Raw genomic sequence first — 17,624 nt, forward strand, 5'->3', positions numbered from 1 at the left:
CAGTGCATCTTGCACGGCGGGCTTGGGCGCGGATAGGAGTTGGCGCATGAAGCAAATGGCATTGGATCTGGGTTTGGCGCCAGCGCCAAGCCTGAACCGGTTTTTTGCGGGCTCCAACCAGGCAGCGCTTGCGCATTTGCATGCCCAGGTCAATGAAGCCTGGGACGCGCCGCGCTCAACGGTGCCCACTTACCTGTGGGGCGAGATGGGCTGCGGCAAGACCTATGTGTTGCGCGCGGTGGCCGAAGCCTTGCGTGAGCAGGGCGCGCCGGTGGGCTGGCTCGATGCGAGCACCCGCTTTCCCAGCGCCTTCAACGAGCGCTGGTCGGCCGTGATCCTCGACGAGGTGCAGTTCTACAACCCGGTGCAGCAGGCGGCGGCCTTCAACTGGTTCGTCAACGCTACCAGCCCGGCCACCGGTGCGCGGCGTTGGGTGCTGGCCGCTGGCGATGTCCCGCCGTCCGACCTGAAACTGCGTGACGACTTGCGCACCCGGCTGGGCTGGGGCGAGATCTACCAGCTGCACCTGCTGAGCGAAGCGCAGCGCAGGGATGTGCTCAAGGATGAAGCCAAACGACGTGGCCTGGTATTGACCGACGATGTGATGGATTACATGCTCAAACGCTTCTCACGCGATTTGGGCAGCCTGATGCAACTGTTGGACCACCTGGACAATTTTGCCTTGCGCAACAAACGGGGCCTGACGATCCCCTTGCTCAAGGACATGCTGGAGACGGAGTAAATGGTCTTGCAGCTACAACCGAGATTTTTTGAATGAATAACTCTGCTGGCACAAGCACAAGGCTTGCGCTTTTTGACCTGGACCACACTTTGCTGCCGCTCGATTCGGATTACGAATGGGGGGAGTTCACCTTGCGCAAGGGCTGGTGCGACAAGCAGGAGTTTGGCAGCCGCAATGCGGCCTTTTTTGCCGATTACCAAAAAGGCACGCTCGATATCCATGCCTATGTGCGTTTTGCCACCGAGGCCATTCGCAAGCTCGGCCCTGAGGCCGCCGATGAAGCGCACCGCGCCTTCATGCAGGAAGTGATCACGCCGCATATCCAGCCGGCAGCGCTGGCGCTGCTGCAGCAGCACCGCGATGCGGGCGACACCCTCGTGATCGTCACCGCCACCAATGAATTCGTGACCCGCCCGATTGCCAAGGCCTTGGGCGTCGACCACCTGCTGGCCGTCAACCTGGCGCGCGACGCTTCTGGCTGGATCACCGGCGAGATCGACGGTGTGCCGACGATGCGCGCCGGCAAGGTCACCCGCATGGAAGCCTGGATGGCCGAGCGCGGCCTCAGCTGGGACAGCGTAGACAGCATCTTCTACAGCGACTCGATGAACGACGTGCCGCTGTTGGAAAAGGTGGATACTGCCGTGGCGACCAACCCCGACGCGCGCCTGCGCCAACTCGCCGCCGAACGCGGCTGGCGCATCCTGGACCTGCTGGAGCCTCACGCATGATCAAGACCATCATCGATAAATTGCTGGGCAAGGCAACGGCCGCCAGCAAGACCAAGAACCCCTTTGGCAAGCGCGAGGAAGTGGGCGTTGATGTGCACAACATCGATCCCAAGCTGGTGGACCGCCGGGCGCTGGACGTGTGCAGCACCTTGAAGGAAGCGGGCTTTGAGGCCTATATCGTCGGCGGCGCGGTGCGCGATCTGGTGCTGGGCCTGCGCCCCAAGGATTTTGACGTGGCGACCAATGCCACGCCCGAGCAGGTCAAGAGCCTGTTTCGCCGCGCCTTCATCATCGGCCGGCGTTTTCGCATCGTGCACGTGGTCTATGGCCGTGGCCGCGAGAACGAGGTCATCGAAGTGACCACCTTCCGCGCCTTTCTGGACAGCTCCAAGGCCGAGCAGGTGCAGGGCAATGAGAAAACCAGCAAGGCGGCGCTGGCCGGCATGAAGCTGGCGGTCGACGAAAGCGGCCGCGTGCTGCGCGATAACGTCTGGGGCCCCCAGAACGAGGATGCGGCGCGGCGCGACTTCACCGTCAACGCCATGTACTACGACCCGCAGACCCAGATCGTGGTGGACTACCACAAGGGCATCCGCGACTCGCAAAAGCATGTGCTGCGCATGATTGGCGACCCGGCCACCCGCTACCGCGAAGACCCGGTGCGCATCATCCGCGCCGTGCGCTTTGCCGCCAAGCTCAGCAAGAAGGGCTTCACGCTCGACCCCAAGACCGCCAAGCCGCTGGTCGAATGCGCGCAGCTGCTGCAGGAAGTGCCGCAAAGCCGCATGTTTGACGAGATGCTCAAGCTGTTGCAGACGGGCCATTCGCTGGCCTCGATCGAGCAGCTGCGCCTGCTGGGCCTGGCCAAGGGCATCTACCCGCTCTTGGATGTCGTGGTGGACCGCGCCGACCTGCCTTTCGTGCAGGCCGCGCTGATGGACACCGACCGCCGCGTGGCCGAAGGCAAGAGCGTGGCGCCGAGCTTCCTGCTCGCCTGCGTGCTGTGGCAGGACGTCAAGGCCGGCTGGGACAAGCGCATGCTCAAGGGCGAGCACCCGCACCCTGCGCTGCAGGATGCGATCGACGATGTCTTCCACCACCGCATTGGCGATGTCTCCGGCCGGGGCAAGCTCGCCGCCGACATGCGTGAGATCTGGGTGATGCAGCCGCGCTTTGAAAAGCGCACCGGCAGCACGCCGTTTGGCATGATTGCGCAGGCGCGTTTCCGTGCCGGCTTCGATTTTCTGCGTTTGCGCGCCGATGTCAGCGAGGTCGACGAAGCGCTGGCCAACTGGTGGCAGGAGTTCCAGCAGGCCGATGAGGCCCGCCGCGAAGACCTGATCGCCCAGGTGCGCGAAGAGCAGCGCGCCAAGCCCAAGACGGGCGCGGCCAAACCCAAGCGTGCACCGAGAAAGCCGACTGCGGCCTCTGAGGCGCAAGAGGATTCCAGCCTGGACCAGGTGGCCCAGCAGGCCATGGACAGCGACAGCGCAGGCAGCGCCGATGCGCCAGCCAAAAAGCGCCGCCGCCGCCGCCGCAAACCCGGTGGCGCGGACGCCGGCGCTGCTGCAGCTGGCGGCAACGGCGCCGATGCCGCCGGCCATGGTGACTGACGTGCCGGGCCAGGCCGAGCGCCTGGCCAATGGTGATGCCGCACCGCCCGCCGGGCAGACCTTGCGCGCCTGGATAGGCCTGGGTGCCAATTTGGGCGACCGGGGTGCTGCGATGGCGCAGGCCTTGCAGCAGTTGGCCCGCAGCACGGGCGTGGCGGTGCAGGCGGTCTCGTCGCTCTATGCCAGCCGGCCAGTGGATTCCTCAGGGCCCGATTACCTGAACGCGGTCGCAGAGCTGCGCACAGCGCTGTCAGCGCACCAGCTTTTGCTGCTGCTCCAGCAGCTGGAGCTGGCCGCCGGCCGCGAGCGCCCCTACCGCAATGCCCCGCGTACCCTGGACCTGGATGTGCTGCTGTATGCGGACATCGACACCTCGATCGCGATGCCCGATCTGGAGCTGCCCCATCCGCGCATGTGGCAACGGGCCTTTGTGCTGGCGCCGCTGCAAGAGCTGCAGCCGGCCTGGGTCAGCGATGCGCAGTTGCAGCCGCTTTTGGCGCAGGGCGTGCAGCGCAGCCAGGGGCCGGACTGGTGGCGCTGAGCGAGCGAGAAAGAGACTCCACCCCACAAGAACAAAGCCCCGCAGCAGCTTCGCTGGCGGGGCTTTTTGCTGGGCGCTAGGGATGCGCAGCGCGGCGCTTAGTCGACCTTGGCGCCAGAGAGTTTGACCACCGATTCGTACTTGTTGCGCTCGGAGGCCATGAACTTGTCAAACTCGGCCGGCGTGGTGGGCACGGGCTCGGCCATCAGGCTGGCAAAGCGGGTCTTGGTGCTCGGGTCCTTCAGCGCATCGGTGAAGGCCTTGTTGAGGCGGTTGATCACATCAGGCGGGGTGTTGGCCGGTGCCACCAGGCCCCACCAGGTGTCGATCTCGAAACCCTTGAGCGTGTCGGCCAGCGGTGGCACGCCTGGCAGCATGGGGCTGGCATGCAGGCTGGTGACAGCCAGAGCCGTGAGCTTGCCGCTGTGGATGTTGGCCGAGGCGGCCGCCAGGTTGTCGATGTTGAAATCCACCTCGCCCGACAGCAGCGCGAGCTGGGCCGGATTGGCACCACGGTAGGGCACGTGCACGGCAAAAATGCCGGCCTGGCGCTTCATCATCTCGCCGGCCAGGTGGCCGGAGCTGCCGTTGCCGCCGCTGCCGAAATTGAGCTTGCCCGGGTTTTTCTTGGCGTAGGCGATCAGGTCCTGCACATTGCTGATGTGCAGCGACTTGGCGCGCTCGGTGTTCATCACCAGCACATTGGGCACACGCACCATCTGGGTGATGGCGCTGAAGTCCGTGGCGGCGTTGAAAGGCATCTTGGTGTAGAGCCAGGGATTGACCGCGTGCGTGGCGGTGGCCGACAGGCCGATGGTCAGGCCGTCTGGCGCGGCCTTGGCGACGATGTCGGCACCGATGTTGCCGCCAGCGCCTGCCTTGTTGTCGATCACCACGGTGCCCAGCTGGTCGCGGACACGTTCGGCCAGAATGCGCGAGGTGACATCCAGTGGGCCACCGGGCGCGTAGGGCACGACCAGGCGGATCACCGGATCGGCCGCAAATGCGGCCGGTGCTGCAAAGGCGGTGGCAGCCAAAACGGTGGATAACAGGATATTTCTGCGTTGCATGCTTGTGTGTCTTCTTGAGGAGAGTGAATAACGACGCAGCGCCTGCGGTGTGCAGGTACTACCCCCTGAGTGCCGCCAGCACAGCCCAGTCAACCAAAGGTTTGCGTTGGAGGCTGGGCACCCAGCCCTGGGCCGTACAAAGGTAGGCCAAGACGGGGCAACCACCCACCAAGGGATGTGTTCGCGGCTCCAAACTTTCTAGTGTAGCGGCTGTGCCGTGTAGCTGCTGTGACGCGGCAGTCGGACAGGGGCGCGATTGCGCCATGTCAGGCATTGTGCGGCGCAGCTGTTCAGACGATCTGGTTTTGCTTGTCCGCTTCGGTCACAAAGGCATCGGCAAAGAAAGCGTCTTCGGGCAGGCCGCGCTGGCTGGTAAAGCTGGCACGGGCCGAATCCACCACGATCGGCGCGCCGCAGGCATAGACCTCGTGGCCCGACAGATCGGCAAAATCATCGAGCACCGCCTGGTGCACAAAGCCGCTGCGGCCTTGCCAGCCGTCTTCGGCCAGGGCGTTGGAGACCACCGGCACATAGCGCAGCTGGGGCATCTCAGCGCTGCGCTCCAGCATCCAGTCGTGCATGTACAGGTCTTGCGGGCGCCGGCCGCCCCAGTACACCACCACCGGGCGCTGGATGTCGTGGTGCTGCAGATGTTCGATGAGGGCCTTGATCGGCGCAAAGCCGGTGCCCGAGGCCAGAAAGACCATGGGCTTGTCGCCCTCGTGCAGATAGAAGCTGCCAAACGGGCCTTCAATGCGCAGGATCTCGCGCTCCTTCATCGCGCCAAACACATGGTCGGTAAAAAGACCGCCTGGCGTGTGGCGGATATGCAACTCCAAGCCGGGCGCGGTCTCCTGGTGGTGTGGCGCGACGGCCATCGAATATGCCCGGCGCACACCGCCGGCGAGCAAAAACTCGATGTACTGGCCCGCGTGGTAGCGAAAGCTGTCGGCGGCTGGCAGCTGCAGGCGCAGCTTGACCACATCGGGCGAGAGGCGCTCGATGGTCTGTACGCGCACCGGCATTTTCTTGATAGGAAAGGCGCTTTCATCGGTGACATGGCGCGACTCGATCACCACATCACTGGTGGGCACGGCGCAGCACGGCAGGATCATGCCGTCGGCCTCTTCCTGGGGGCTCAGCGCGCGTTCGCTGTGCGGACCATGCACGACCGTGCCACTGAGCTTCTTGCATTTGCAGGAGCTGCAGGCGCCATCCTTGCAGCCATAGGGCAGGCCCACGCCGCTGCGGATTGCAGCGGTGAGGATGGCCTCCGAGGCCTGGATGGCAAAGGCGCGTCCGCTGGGCAGGACCGAGATGTGAAACGCGCTGGACGAAGAACTCATTGCACCAAAATTCCTTATCGACACAAAACAATGGCGCTCATCGGCGCCTGGGCTTGCATAAGTGGGGGGTGGGCAGCCGTTTGCAAGCAGCTTGAGACGCTAGACTGCAGTGTGCGCCCCCGCCCATTTGAACCACGAAAGCTTATTGTGCCTTTAAACCAAAGCCCGCGAAGCGGGCCCCGACAGCGCTGCGCCATCGCAGCAGGCCAGGCCTTGCCGGCGCGTTTTCGGCGCCAGCGGGTGTTGATCGTGGGTTGTGGCGATGTCGGCCAGCGGCTGCTGCGGCTGTGGCAGCGCCCGGGCCAGGATGCACGGGCGGCGCGCGGCCCGCTGGTGCGGGCGCTCAGCTCATCGCCGCAGCGCTTTGAGAGTCTGCGCGCCCTGGGCGCTACCCCTTTGCTGGGCAACCTCGATGACCTTCGCAGCCTGCGCCGGCTGGCGGGCCTGGCCCAGCGCGTGGTGCACCTGGCCCCCCCTGCGCAGCCCGCTGCTGGAGCTGCGCCAGCGGCGGCTTCGCGTGATCTGCGCACCTGCCACCTGCTGCGCGCGCTGGTGGGCCGTGCGGGCCAGGCGCCGCAGCTGGTCTATGGCTCCACCAGCGGTGTCTATGGCAACTGGGACGGGGCCTGGGTCACCGAGACCCATCCGCTGCGTGCCAGCACCGCCCGGGCGCTGCGCCGGGTCGATGCCGAGCGCCAGCTGCGTGCATGGGCGCTGCGCTTTGGGGCCAGTGGCGCGGCGGTGCATGTGCTGCGCATCCCCGGTATCTATGCCGGCGACCGCGAGGGCGGAACCCCGCTGGGGCGGCTGCAGCGCGGCACGCCGCTGCTGCGGCGCGAGGACGATGTCTACACCAGCCATATCCACGCCGATGATCTGGCGCGTGCCGTCGAGCGGGCGCTGTGGCGAGGCCGGCCCCAGCGCATCACCAATGTGGCCGATGACTCTGCGATGCCGATGGGCGATTATTTTGACCTGGCTGCTGATCTGTGGCGCCTGCCGCACCCCGCGCGCATCAGCCTGGCCGAGGCCGAGCAGCAACTGAGCCCCACCTTGCTGAGCTTTATGCGCGAGTCGCGTCGCCTGAGCAATAGCCGCATGCGGCATGAGTTGGGTGTGGTGTTGCGCTACCAGACGGTGCACCACGGCTTGCAGGCGGCGGTGTATCTGGTGGGGCCTGGCGCAGCTCAAGGCCCAGACGCCTGAACACAGGCAGAATGCAGCCGCTTTTGCAGCCGCTACCAGAGGGCAGCTAGCAGGGCGCGGTGCCGCCCTGGCTGCGGCAGCTGCGCGGGTTGGCGCTGGGGCTGGGGGGCCGCACGGTCTCGCCAATCTGGCCCCGGGGGTGTGAGTAGCCCTGGGCATCCACGCACTTGAACACATCGCAGCGGGTGATGCTGGGTGCCGGGGCTGGAGGGGTTACCACCGGAGGGCGGGGCGGCGGGCGGCCATAGGGGTAGCGGTCCCAGTAGGGATCGGCGGGCAGCACGGCGCTGGGAGCGGGACGGCTCGCTTCGAGCCGGCTGTAGGCCTCGGGGCCCAGGCAGTCGAGTTCCATCTGGCGCTTGGCCGCTTCGAGCTGCGCACTGCTGCCCATGGCCTTGTCAGCCGCGGCGTCGGAGGCAGCGCTGTAGCGCTCCCGCGATTGCTGGCAGGCGGCGGACTGTGCGGGGTTGCTGCGCGAGGGGCGGTTGGCAGCCGGTTGCGCCAAATCGTCAGCGCGTTCATCGGCCTGCAGCCTGCGCTGGGCCAGCTCCTGCTCGCGCCGCTCGGCCTTGGCCTGCAGCGCTTCCTGCTCGCGGGCACGGTCCTGGGCAAGCTCCTCGTCGGTTTTGCGCCGCTCGATCTCGGTCGCACGCGCGCCGCTGGCGCAGGCGCCATCGGTATAGGTCACCTTGCCCGTGCCCGGGTCCACGCAGCGGGTAACCTGCGCCTGGGCGATCGGCGCGGCCAGTGCGCAGGCGCACCACAGGCCCAGCCATGCGCCGAGGCGGAAGCGGGGCTGCCGGGGTTGTGGCGTATGGCGCATCGGAAGGGCCCGTCGTTGCACAGGGTCTAGGCGCCGCGGTTAGCGCTGAAACTGCCCGCCAAACCGGCCGCCGTTGGGGCGCGAGGCGGGCGCTGCAGGGCGGGGGCCAGAGCCGTAGGGCCGGCCAAAGTTGGAGCCGGTGCCGGGCGCGAGCTGCTGCGGGCGTGAGGGTGGGCGGCTGCTGCCGCCATGCCCTGGGCGGTCATAGCCACTGCCGGGGCGGTAGTAGCCGCCGCCGGGCCGGTAGTAAGGCCGGCCACCACCATACACATAGGTTGGCGAGCTTTGGATCACCAAAGAGCTGCTGCCGTAGTAGGGGTAGCTGCTGTAGCCGTAACCGTAACCCCCATAGCCGTAGCCATAGGTCGGGGTGGAATAGGTCGAGTAGGCATCGCCGTAGTACACGCCGTCTGCGGGTGCGACCACGCAGCCGCCCAAGAGCAGGGCGCTGGCCGCGGCGATGGCCATCGTGCCGAGACGAATGGTACGCATGGTGGAAACTCCTTGTTGGATGGGCCCGCGCGCTCAGCACGTGGGCCGGTCAGCGGTATCAGCGGCAGGGGCGGCTGGGGGTCAGCACATTGTCGCTGCCCGCTGCATTCTGGCGTGCAGCCGCGGCGCATTCCTGCTGGTGGCGGCTCTCGCCAAAGCGGTTGCGGTCACGCTCACGGTTTTGGCGTTCACGGTCTTGTGCCTGGCGCTCCAGCGCGCGGCGGCGGTCTTCGTCACGGGCGCGCTGGTCGCGGTCGCGTTCACGCGCCTGGCGGTCACGGTCCCGATCACGCTCGCGTTCACGCGCTTCACGCTCGCGGGCCGCACGGTCGCGATCACGGTCACGCTCGCGGTAGTAGCGGTCGTCGTTGTAGCGATCCTGCACATAGATGGTTTGCGAGGGCTGCTGGTAACCATAGCCGTAACCGCCGCCATAGCTGCCATAGCCTGCATCGCTGTAGTAGCCGTCGCTGCCGGTGGCAACGCAGCCGGTGGTAACCAGCGCGCCTAGCGCGATGGTGGCAATGCTGAGCAAGTGACGATGGTTCATATCTGAGCCTTTCTGGTTGTGTGGTGGCATGGACTAGCGTTGATGCCATAAGGCCAGCAATCGCGATTCCCAATGCTAACCGTTACACCCTCAATACCGGAGACTTGGGCCCATGTAGGTAAAGACGTTTTTCCGGCCTCGGGGGTTGACGGCTGCATCACAGTCCTGCGTTGTTTTTCCAATCTTTACAGACACGCTGGCGTCGCATGGAGGAGACATCCCTGAACACCAGGGCTATCTTCTTAAGAGTCAGTATCGAGAAATTTGGTTCATTACCGGCCACAGCCTGTCGATTGATGCAATGCAGCAATCGCTGGAATGTGTTGCACGCTGGCGCTTATATGCGATTTCAAACCCACTGTGTCGCTATTTTTACAGGACTTGTCCTAATACCGTCGTAGGCCCAGGTAGATAAAAAATCTCACTCACGCTATCGAGTTCGATGATGTACTAGGTGTGCTGCCCCCATTACAAGTGGGCGAGGCGGCACACGCCGGTACCGGTGGCGCTTAACAGACGCTTTTGATGGAGTACGACGCAATGGATAAAAGTATCAAGGCCGCAGTGGCCATGCTGGTGGCAGGTGTGGCGGTAGCTGCCAACGCACAGGAGGTGGTGAAGATCGGTACGATGAGTCCGCTGTCCGGACCTCAGGCGCACTATGGCAAGGACAACGTCACGGGCGTGCGCTTTGCCGTGGAAGACCTCAACACCCAGGGTGTGACCATCGGGGGCAAGAAGATCAAGTTCGAAGTGGTGGCCGAAGACGATGCGGCGGACCCCAAGCAAGGCACCGCCGCTGCGCAAAAGCTTTGCGATGACAAGGTCGCTGCGGTCGCCGGTATTCTGAACTCGGGTGTGGCGATTCCCTCGTCCAAGATCTTCAATGACTGCGGTGTGCCTTTCATCACCGGCGCGGCCACCAACCCTGAGCTGACCCGCCCCGGCTACCCCGGCGTCTTCCGCATCATTGCCAACGACAACGCGCTGGGCGCTGCACTGGCTGGCTATGCGGCCGATACCTTGAAGCTCAAGAACGTGGCCGTGATCGATGACCGCACCGCCTACGGCCAAGGCCTGGCCAATGTGTTCAAGAAGGATGCGGGCGCCAAGGGTGTGAACATCGTGGCGTCGGAGTTCACCAACGACAAGGCCACCGACTTCATGGCCATCCTGACCTCCATCAAGGCCAAGAAGCCCGATGCGATCTTCTACGGCGGCATGGATGCGCAAGCGGGCCCCATGCTGCGCCAGATGGTGCAGCTGGGCATGACCAATGTGAAGTTCTTCGGCGGCGACGGCATCTGCACGGCCGAGCTGGCCAAGCTGGCTACGGGCACCAAGACCTTGGGCAATGTGGTCTGCGCCGACGGCGGTGCATCGCTGGCCAAGATGCCTGGCGGCACCGAATGGAAGAAGCGCTACGACGCCAAGAACCCTGGCGTGTTCCAGGTCTACAGCCCTTACTTCTACGACGCGACCATGCTGATCGTTGACGCGATGAAGCGTGCCGATTCCACCGATCCCAAGAAGTACCTGCCCGAGCTGCGCAAGTCCGAGTACAACGGCGTGACCGCGAAGATTGCCTTCCAGGAAAACGGCGAGCTGAAGGTGCCTCTGTACACGCTGAGCCACTACATCGATGGCAAGAAGACGCCTATCGGCGAGTAAGCTGCCGCTGGCTCTGGGGACCTGCAAGGGTGCCGATCCCAAGCCCCCGAGCCCGCCTAGGCGGGCTTTTTGCTGTGCCTCGCTTCATGCGCCAGCAGCCACTGCTTGCGCGCCAGGCCGCCTGCGTAGCCGGTGAGCGAGGCATCGCTGCCGATGACCCGGTGGCAGGGCAGCACGATGCTGATGGGATTGGCGCCATTGGCCATGCCCAGCGCACGCACTGCGGCCGGCCGCCCGATCTGCGTGGCCAGGCTGGCATAGCTGCGTGTGCTGCCCGCCGGGATGGCGCGCAATGCCGTCCAGACCTGGCGTTGGAAATCGGTGCCGCCCAGTGCCAACGCCAGGCGATCGAGCGCCCGCAGCTCGCCATCAAAATACGCGGCCAGGGCATCTGCCACCGGCGCTGGCGCTGCCGCGCTGCTGTGCATCTGCACGGCATCGCGCGGGTACTGGCGGCGCATCAGCAGCGCCATGCGCGCTTCATAGCCCTGCCAGTCCAGCGCCCGCAGGCGCTGCTGCTCGTCGCAGAGCAGCAAGATGGGGCCTTGTGGGCTGGGGATGTGAGAGAGCACGAAGTTCAGCGGGGCCATGGTGGGGATGGGGGATGAGGGGCGCGTAGGTACCGCAGTGTAGAGCGCTGGCGCCTTAGTGGAGGCGGGCAGGCTAAAGCGGTAATACTAGACGCATAACAAGTTACCTGCGCATCAAAAACCTGGGTGACGGTGTTTGTATCGCAGCCCCTCTACAATCGGCCGGCGAGCTGCAGCAGGCTGGGTCCATTCCGGGCCTTGCCGGCAGCGGCTCAGCGTTATTCTCAGGGCGGGGTGCAATTCCCCACCGGCGGTATCTGGCTTTGAGGAGCCAGGAGCCCGCGAGCGCTTGCAAGGCCTACGGCCGGGCAAGGTCAGCAGATCTGGTGCGATGCCAGAGCCGACGGTCACAGTCCGGATGAAAGAGAATCGCGCAAAGCTGATAGCTGCCCTGCGCCGGTGCGCGCAGTGCTGCCATGGGCTTGCGCGCGCCCTGATTCAGGTCATTGAAGGACAGCAAAACCATGAATCAGCATTCCAGCATTTCCCACTCCATCACCAAGGCCGCACGTCTGGCGATTGTCAGCGCGCAATGGCATTCGGACATCGTGCACCAGGCGCGCGATGCCGCCCTCGCCGAGTTGGCCCAGCAAGGCTGGCCCGCTGACCAGATCGACCTCTACGATGTGCCCGGTGCCTTCGAGATCCCGCTGCTGCTCAAGCGACTGGCCCAAAGCGGCCAGTACGCCGGTCTGATGGCCTGCGGCCTGGTGGTCAACGGCGGCATCTACCGCCATGAGTTTGTGACCACGGCCGTGATCGATGGCCTGATGCGCGTGCAGCTGGACACCTGCGTGCCGGTGTTCTCGGCCGTGCTGACGCCGCGCGACTTCCATGACTCGCAGGAGCACCATGACTTCTTCCACCAGCATTTTGTGAAAAAGGGCGCCGAGCTGGCCCGCGCCTGCGCGGCCACCGTGCAACTGCACCGCAAGCTGGAAGCGCAGCAATTGCAACAGCTGCAACCCCAAACGCTGGCAGCCTGACAGGCGCCCACAACCTGCACTAAAGGGTTTTCCCTGAGTTTCTTGGGCAGCTAAATATTTTTTGGCACACTGGCGAGCCGCTCTCCGCTTTGGAGTTGCGGCTTTTTTTATTGCAATGACCGATTCCGCATCTTTGACCCGCCGCCAGGCCTGGCTCGGCGTGATCGCCCTGGCCATGGGCGCCTTTGTTTTCAACACCACCGAGTTTGTGCCGGTGGGCCTGCTCAGCGACATTGGTGGCAGCTTTGGCATGGGCACCGAGCAGGTGGGCCTGATGCTGACCATCTATGCCTGGATCGTGGCATTGACGTCGCTGCCCTGCATGCTGATGACCAAGAATGTCGAGCGCCGCAAGCTGCTGATGGGCGTGTTTGCGCTCTTCATCCTGAGCCATGGCCTGTCGGCCGTGGCCTGGAACTATGCCACCTTGCTGATCAGCCGCATGGGCATTGCGCTGGCGCATGCCGTGTTCTGGTCGATCACCGCATCGCTGGCCGTGCGCATTGCGCCGCAGGACAAGCGCCCGCAGGCACTGGGCCTGCTGGCCACCGGCACTACCTTGGCCATGGTGCTGGGCGTGCCTTTGGGCCGCATGGTGGGTGAGGCGCTGGGCTGGCGCACGACCTTTGGCATCATCGGCGTGCTGGCGCTGGCCGTCATGCTGGTGCTGTGGCGCATGCTGCCGCTGCTGCCCAGCGAGAATGCCGGCTCGCTGCGCAGCATTCCGGTGCTGTTCAAGCGCCCGGCGCTGTCTGCCACCTATGCCTTGCTGATCCTGATGGTGACGGCCCAGTTCACCGTCTACAGCTATATCGAGCCACTGATCCAGCGTGAGGCGGGGCTCAATAACCAGGTCACCACCTGGGTGCTGCTGCTGTACGGCGGCATGGGCATCGTGGGCAGCATCCTGTTCAGCAGCTTTGGCATGCGCTGGCCGCGCGGCTTTTTGCTCGGTGCGATGGCGGTGCTGACAGCCTGCCTGTGGCTTTTGCTGCCCAGCACGCGCTGGCCGCCTGCGCTCTACCTGGTCTGCGCCGTGTGGGGTGTCGTCATGCTGTGCATGGTGCTGCCGCTGCAGGCCAAGGTGCTGCGCCTGGCCTCGGACGCCACCGATGTGGGCATGTCGCTGTTCTCGGGCATTTTCAATATCGGCATTGGCGCGGGCGCCTTGCTGGGCAGCCAGGTGGGCATGCATGCCGGACTGCACTACCTGGGCCCCGTGGGCGGCAGCATTGCCGTGCTGGGGGTGCTGTGGTGTGCCTTTGCCGGCTGGAAGTGGCGCAGCAGCTTTGCCCCCGCAGGGGCGGAGGCGCGCATTGTGCCGCACTAACTGGCCAGCGAAGGAGCGTCCCTAGCACCATCCACCTGCCCGGCACCACCTGTGTGCCGGGCATTTTTTTGGGCTTACCGTTTTGTGGCTTGGGGCGATCGGCGCAGGTAGATCCAGGCATCCAGCGCCAGCAGTGCCAACAGGCTGCAGCCCAGCACCGGCAGCAGCCAGCCCAAGGCGACTGCCACCAGCAACAGAGCCAACGCTGAAACACGCGGCAACTGGCGCCATTGGTGGACCAAGGTCAGCTGGCCATGCAGCCACTCGCGGCTGCGGCCCGGGCGCTTGCGCCATTGCAGCCAGCCAGTCACTGCCATTGCGACAATGCCGGCGCCCAGCAGCACCAGCACCGCCTGGTTCAAAACACCCCAGCTGCCCATGTGCAGGTCAATGCCCCAGCGTGTCAGCTTGGAGGCGAGTGGGTAGTCGCTAAAGCGCTTGTGGTCCAGCACCTGGCCGTTCGCCAGGTCGATCGCCAGCGCATCCACTTCGGTGGGCCAGGAGCGGTTGATTTCGGTCACCGTCCAGGCCTTGTTGGCGGCGGCCGGGGGCCGGATCTCCAGCTTCGCCGATGCCAGGCCGTGCTGGCGGGCGAGCGCCAAGGCGGTACCAAAGTCTTCGGGCATAGGCAGCCTATCGGCTGGCGCCATCGGGGCGGTCTGGTGCTCGGCATGGTCCGCATGCGGGTCGGCCGCGTGCTGGTGCGCATGCGTGCCATGGTTTGCTGTGTCCAAGCTGGTGTTCAGGCGTGGCGTTTGCCAGCCCATCTGCTGCAGCGCCTGGCCAAAATGGCCGCCGGCCCAGCGCGACCAGGTCAGTCCCGTGGCCGACAGGAACAGCAGGCCCACCAGCAGCCACAGGCCCAGCCCATGGTGCCAGCGGCGCAGCGGAGGATGAGTCACCTGGGCGCCGGCCCGCTGCGGGCGCGACAGCCACCACAGTGCCACACCGCCCAGCGCAGCCACCCACAGCCAGGATGCTGCCAGCTCACTGTAGGTGCGGCCCCATTCGCCCATCAGCAACTGGCGGTGCAGCAGATCGAGCTGCTTGCGCAGCGGCAGCACGCCGCTGGTGCCATAGACCGTCAGGTCGCCTTGCAGCGCCAGTGTATAGGGATTGACAAAGAGGCTGCGGTACTCGGAGGGGCCCAGCGCCGCATCGGCCACCATCACGCGGGTGCTGCTACGCGCATCGGGCGCCGGGCGCACAGCGACCACGGCTGCCGGAGTGGGCAAGGACTGTAAGGCGGCTTGCACCTGAGCGGATAGCAGCTGCGCCTGGGCGCCAGGTACCGATTCGGCCTGCAGCGCGCTGCGGTAGAGCTGGTTTTCCAGTTGGGGCGTCAGTGCATATAGCAGGCCGGTCGCGGCGGCCACGACGATGAACGGTGCGACCAGCAGGCCGATATACAGATGCAGTCTGCGGATCAGCAGCTGCCAGGTTTTGCGGGTGGAGGGAGACATCCAAGATCGTGGTTAGCGCATTGCGCGGCGCAGTGCAGCACTGCTCCAGTCCACCGCCATGCTCAAAAGCAGCATGGCGATGATGACGGTGCTGGCCTGCGCGTAATGGAACAGCGAGAGTTCGAAATACAGCAGCTGGCCCAGGCCGCCAGCGCCGACAAAGCCAAGGATGGCCGCCATGCGGATGTTCATCTCCCAGCGGTACAGGGTGTAGGCCAGCAGCTGCGGCGCGGCCGCTGGCAGCGTGCCATAGCAAAAGGCCAGCAGGCGGCTGCTGCCGGCCAGGCGCAGCGCCCGGGCAGGGGCTGCGGGCGTGTTCTGCAAGGCCTCGGCATAGAGCCGGCCCAGCACCCCAGCCGTGTGCAAGGCCAGCGCCAAGGCGCCCGCAAACGGGCCCAGGCCCACGGCCAGCACGGTGATCGTCGCCCAGACCAGCTCGGGCACCGAGCGCAGCAGGTTGAGCAGCGCGTTCCAGGGCGTGCGCCAGCGCGGCAAGGCCAGCAGCAGCCCGGCCATTGCCGCCAGCAGGCTGCCGATGACGGAGATGGCCAAGGTCTCCCACACGCCCTGGGCCACCTTGCGCAGCCAGGCGGCGCTCAGGTCGGGCGAGAAAAAGCCGGCCACAAAGCTGCCCATCGACTGCACAGCATCCCGGCTGAAGAGCGCAGACCAATCGATGTTGAGCAGCCAGAAGCTAGCCCACAGACCAGCAGCGCCGAGCAGCAGCAGCGCCGCACTGCGCCAGCCAAAGGGAAGGGCGCGGGCTGCTGGTGGCGTATCGAGTGCGCGGCGCAGCCACCAGGACAGCAAATCGGCCAGCGCCACCAGCACCATAAAGGCCAGCAAGATGCTGGCGACCTCGCCGCCATTGAGCATCTTCATCGCCTGGTCCATCAGCTGGCCCAGGCCACCGGCACCCACAAAGCCCATGACGACCGAGGCGCGGATTGCGCATTCCCAGCGGTAGACGGTGTACGAGGTCAGCTCGCGCGCCGCTTGCGGCAGCGCGCCGTAGAGCAAGGCCTGCAAGCGGCCTGCGCCGCTCGCGCGCAGTGCGCGGGCTGGCGCCGGGTCGGCCGATTCGAGAATCTCGGCATAGACCTTGGCCAGCATGCCGCCATAGGTCAGGCCCAGGGCCAGCACGCCAGCGGCGGGGCCCAGGCCAAACACCCGCACAAACACCAGCGCCCAGACCAGCTCGGGCACACCGCGCAAAATGGTCAGTACGCTGCGGGTGATCGGGTTGAGGCTGACCTTTTCGCGCGCAGCGCCGCTCGCCAGATAGGACAGCGGCAGCGCCAAAACCAGCGCCAGCGCCATGCCGGCGGTGGCAATGGCCAGCGTCTCCAAGCTGGCCTGGCCCAGGTAGCCTAGAAACTCCGGGCGGGTTTCGGGCGGCAGAAACTGGGCCAGAAAGCCGCCGACCACTTTGAGGTTGTTGCTGTCAAAAAACGGCGCCAGTGAAAAGCCCGAGGTCTGCAGCATGGGCCACAGCACCAGCAGCGCCAGCAGCAGCGCGATAAGGCGCCCACGCGCTGCCGGGTCGCGGCGGTGCGTGTGGGTGGCAGCAGCTGGCATCAGCGGCATGTGATCACGTCAGCCGCCGGGCTGGCTGCCACCTGCGGCGCGGCAGTGGCCATGCTGCCCAAGGTGGGTAGCGCAGCCGCACTGCCATCGGCATGGGCGTACAAGGCCTGGAGTTGTGCCTGGCTCACCTGCGCGGCGGGCAGGTCAAAGGCAATCCGGCCATCGCGGATACCGACAATGCGTGCAAAGCAGCTGAGCGCCAGGTCCACCGCATGCAGGCTGGCCACCAAGGTGGCTTGGCGCGCGGCGGCCTCTTGCACCAGCAGCTGCACGGTGGCGAGCGACAGCGCGGGGTCGAGCGCCGAGACCGGCTCATCGGCCAGGATCAACCGGGCCTGCTGGTAGAGCACGCGGGCAATGCCCACGCGCTGGAGCTGGCCGCCCGAGAGCTGGTCGCAGCGCGCAAAGAGCTTGTCCTCCAGCTGCACGCGGGCCAGCGCCTCGCGGGCACCGGCCATGTCTTGCGGGTAAGCGAGCGACGCCAGCGCCTTCCACAGCGGCCACTGGCCCAGGCGGCCGGCGAGCACGGCGGTGACCACGCGCTGGCGCAGCGCAATCGGGGCGCTCTGGTGCACGGTGCCGATGAGGCTGCGCAGCGCCTTGAGCTGGCGCGCCCTGGGGCTGGCAGGCGCGCTGGGCAAGGCCTGGCCCAGCACCTGCATGCTGCCGCTGCTGGGCAGGTGGGCCGTGCCGATCACCGTCAAGAGCGAGGTCTTGCCCGCGCCGGACGGGCCGATCAGCGCAATGCTCTCGCCCTGGGCCGCAGACAGGCCGATGCCCGAGAGCGCGACAAAACCATTGGTGTGGGTCAGGCCCACATCGTCAAGCACAAAGCTCATGGATCAAATGCTGGAAAAACGCCGCAGAGGCGGCATGGGCACTG

Annotated in this window: 17 protein-coding genes and 1 riboswitch; of the genes, 8 read left to right on the forward strand and 9 right to left on the reverse strand. The window is 65.7% G+C overall.

The features are described 5' to 3' along the window. Positions 1–46: 46 nt before the first annotated feature. From hda to folK, 4 genes are read left to right on the forward strand one after another with little or no spacing between them, the layout of a single operon-like run. On the forward strand, positions 47–742 hold the full coding sequence (gene hda, locus DCO45_RS18870; protein WP_021025545.1) for a DnaA regulatory inactivator Hda: 696 nt from the start codon (positions 47–49) through the stop codon (positions 740–742). A gap of 32 nt (positions 743–774) precedes the next feature. Further along, positions 775–1,473 (forward strand): HAD family phosphatase, encoded by a 699-nt coding sequence (locus DCO45_RS18875; protein ID WP_116927266.1) that lies wholly within the window; start codon positions 775–777, stop codon positions 1,471–1,473. Beyond that, positions 1,470–3,086 carry a polynucleotide adenylyltransferase PcnB gene (pcnB, locus tag DCO45_RS18880; RefSeq protein ID WP_116927267.1) on the forward strand — a complete coding sequence of 539 codons (1,617 nt, stop codon included), beginning with the start codon at positions 1,470–1,472 and terminating at the stop codon, positions 3,084–3,086. The genes DCO45_RS18875 and pcnB overlap by 4 nt, the downstream gene beginning before the upstream one ends. Continuing rightward, positions 3,076–3,627 carry a 2-amino-4-hydroxy-6-hydroxymethyldihydropteridine diphosphokinase gene (gene folK, locus DCO45_RS18885; protein ID WP_232539563.1) on the forward strand — a complete coding sequence of 184 codons (552 nt, stop codon included), beginning with the start codon at positions 3,076–3,078 and terminating at the stop codon, positions 3,625–3,627. The genes pcnB and folK overlap by 11 nt, the downstream gene beginning before the upstream one ends. A gap of 98 nt (positions 3,628–3,725) precedes the next feature. Here folK and DCO45_RS18890 read toward each other — a convergent pair whose 3' ends face one another. Beyond that, positions 3,726–4,697 (reverse strand): tripartite tricarboxylate transporter substrate binding protein, encoded by a 972-nt coding sequence (locus DCO45_RS18890; RefSeq protein ID WP_116927268.1) that lies wholly within the window; start codon positions 4,695–4,697, stop codon positions 3,726–3,728. 290 nt (positions 4,698–4,987) lie between these two features. Beyond that, positions 4,988–6,043 (reverse strand): CDP-6-deoxy-delta-3,4-glucoseen reductase, encoded by a 1,056-nt coding sequence (locus DCO45_RS18895; protein WP_116927269.1) that lies wholly within the window; start codon positions 6,041–6,043, stop codon positions 4,988–4,990. Positions 6,044–6,256: 213 nt separating this feature from the next. On the opposite strand from DCO45_RS18895, the gene DCO45_RS18900 reads away from it, so the two are divergent. Continuing rightward, complete coding sequence (locus DCO45_RS18900; protein WP_243419424.1) at positions 6,257–7,249, forward strand: NAD-dependent epimerase/dehydratase family protein; 993 nt, start codon at positions 6,257–6,259, stop codon at positions 7,247–7,249. Positions 7,250–7,295: 46 nt separating this feature from the next. On the opposite strand, the gene DCO45_RS18905 is transcribed toward DCO45_RS18900, so the two are convergent. Genes DCO45_RS18905 through DCO45_RS18915 form a run of 3 tightly spaced genes read right to left on the reverse strand, consistent with a single transcriptional unit; the run spans position 7,296 to position 9,114 of the window. Then, a complete protein-coding gene (locus tag DCO45_RS18905) occupies positions 7,296–8,072 on the reverse strand; it encodes a DUF4124 domain-containing protein (RefSeq protein ID WP_116927270.1) in 777 nt (258 codons plus the stop codon). Positions 8,073–8,111: 39 nt separating this feature from the next. Beyond that, on the reverse strand, positions 8,112–8,564 hold the full coding sequence (locus DCO45_RS18910) for a hypothetical protein (RefSeq protein WP_133248205.1): 453 nt from the start codon (positions 8,562–8,564) through the stop codon (positions 8,112–8,114). Positions 8,565–8,622: 58 nt separating this feature from the next. Further along, a complete protein-coding gene (locus DCO45_RS18915) occupies positions 8,623–9,114 on the reverse strand; it encodes a hypothetical protein (protein WP_116927272.1) in 492 nt (163 codons plus the stop codon). A 540-nt stretch (positions 9,115–9,654) separates the two neighbouring features. On the opposite strand from DCO45_RS18915, the gene DCO45_RS18920 reads away from it, so the two are divergent. Continuing rightward, positions 9,655–10,785 (forward strand): branched-chain amino acid ABC transporter substrate-binding protein, encoded by a 1,131-nt coding sequence (locus DCO45_RS18920; RefSeq protein WP_116927273.1) that lies wholly within the window; start codon positions 9,655–9,657, stop codon positions 10,783–10,785. 56 nt (positions 10,786–10,841) lie between these two features. Here the strand turns inward: DCO45_RS18920 and DCO45_RS18925 are convergent, their stop codons facing one another. After that, on the reverse strand, positions 10,842–11,375 hold the full coding sequence (locus tag DCO45_RS18925; protein ID WP_116927274.1) for a methylated-DNA--[protein]-cysteine S-methyltransferase: 534 nt from the start codon (positions 11,373–11,375) through the stop codon (positions 10,842–10,844). A 216-nt stretch (positions 11,376–11,591) separates the two neighbouring features. Continuing rightward, positions 11,592–11,749: riboswitch (FMN riboswitch) on the forward strand. A 90-nt stretch (positions 11,750–11,839) separates the two neighbouring features. Here DCO45_RS18925 and DCO45_RS18930 point away from each other — a divergent pair. Next, positions 11,840–12,361: a 6,7-dimethyl-8-ribityllumazine synthase gene (locus DCO45_RS18930; RefSeq protein ID WP_116927318.1), complete on the forward strand. Its 522-nt coding sequence runs from the start codon at positions 11,840–11,842 to the stop codon at positions 12,359–12,361. Positions 12,362–12,494: 133 nt separating this feature from the next. Beyond that, the gene (locus DCO45_RS18935; RefSeq protein ID WP_243419425.1) at positions 12,495–13,691 is read left to right on the forward strand and encodes a sugar transporter; all 1,197 of its coding nucleotides are present in this window, start codon (positions 12,495–12,497) and stop codon (positions 13,689–13,691) included. Positions 13,692–13,765: 74 nt separating this feature from the next. Here DCO45_RS18935 and DCO45_RS18940 read toward each other — a convergent pair whose 3' ends face one another. The 3 genes from DCO45_RS18940 to DCO45_RS18950 are packed head-to-tail and all read right to left on the reverse strand — an operon-like array spanning position 13,766 to position 17,580. Then, complete coding sequence (locus DCO45_RS18940; RefSeq protein WP_116927276.1) at positions 13,766–15,154, reverse strand: PepSY-associated TM helix domain-containing protein; 1,389 nt, start codon at positions 15,152–15,154, stop codon at positions 13,766–13,768. A gap of 12 nt (positions 15,155–15,166) precedes the next feature. Then, a complete protein-coding gene (gene phnE, locus DCO45_RS18945) occupies positions 15,167–16,732 on the reverse strand; it encodes a phosphonate ABC transporter, permease protein PhnE (protein WP_116927319.1) in 1,566 nt (521 codons plus the stop codon). Next, positions 16,732–17,580: an ATP-binding cassette domain-containing protein gene (locus tag DCO45_RS18950; RefSeq protein ID WP_116927277.1), complete on the reverse strand. Its 849-nt coding sequence runs from the start codon at positions 17,578–17,580 to the stop codon at positions 16,732–16,734. Before DCO45_RS18950 ends, phnE begins: the two co-directional genes overlap by 1 nt. Positions 17,581–17,624: the final 44 nt, after the last annotated feature.

Source organism: Comamonas sp. JNW (assembly GCF_003105075.1).
GTDB lineage: Bacteria > Pseudomonadota > Gammaproteobacteria > Burkholderiales > Burkholderiaceae_C > Comamonas > Comamonas squillarum.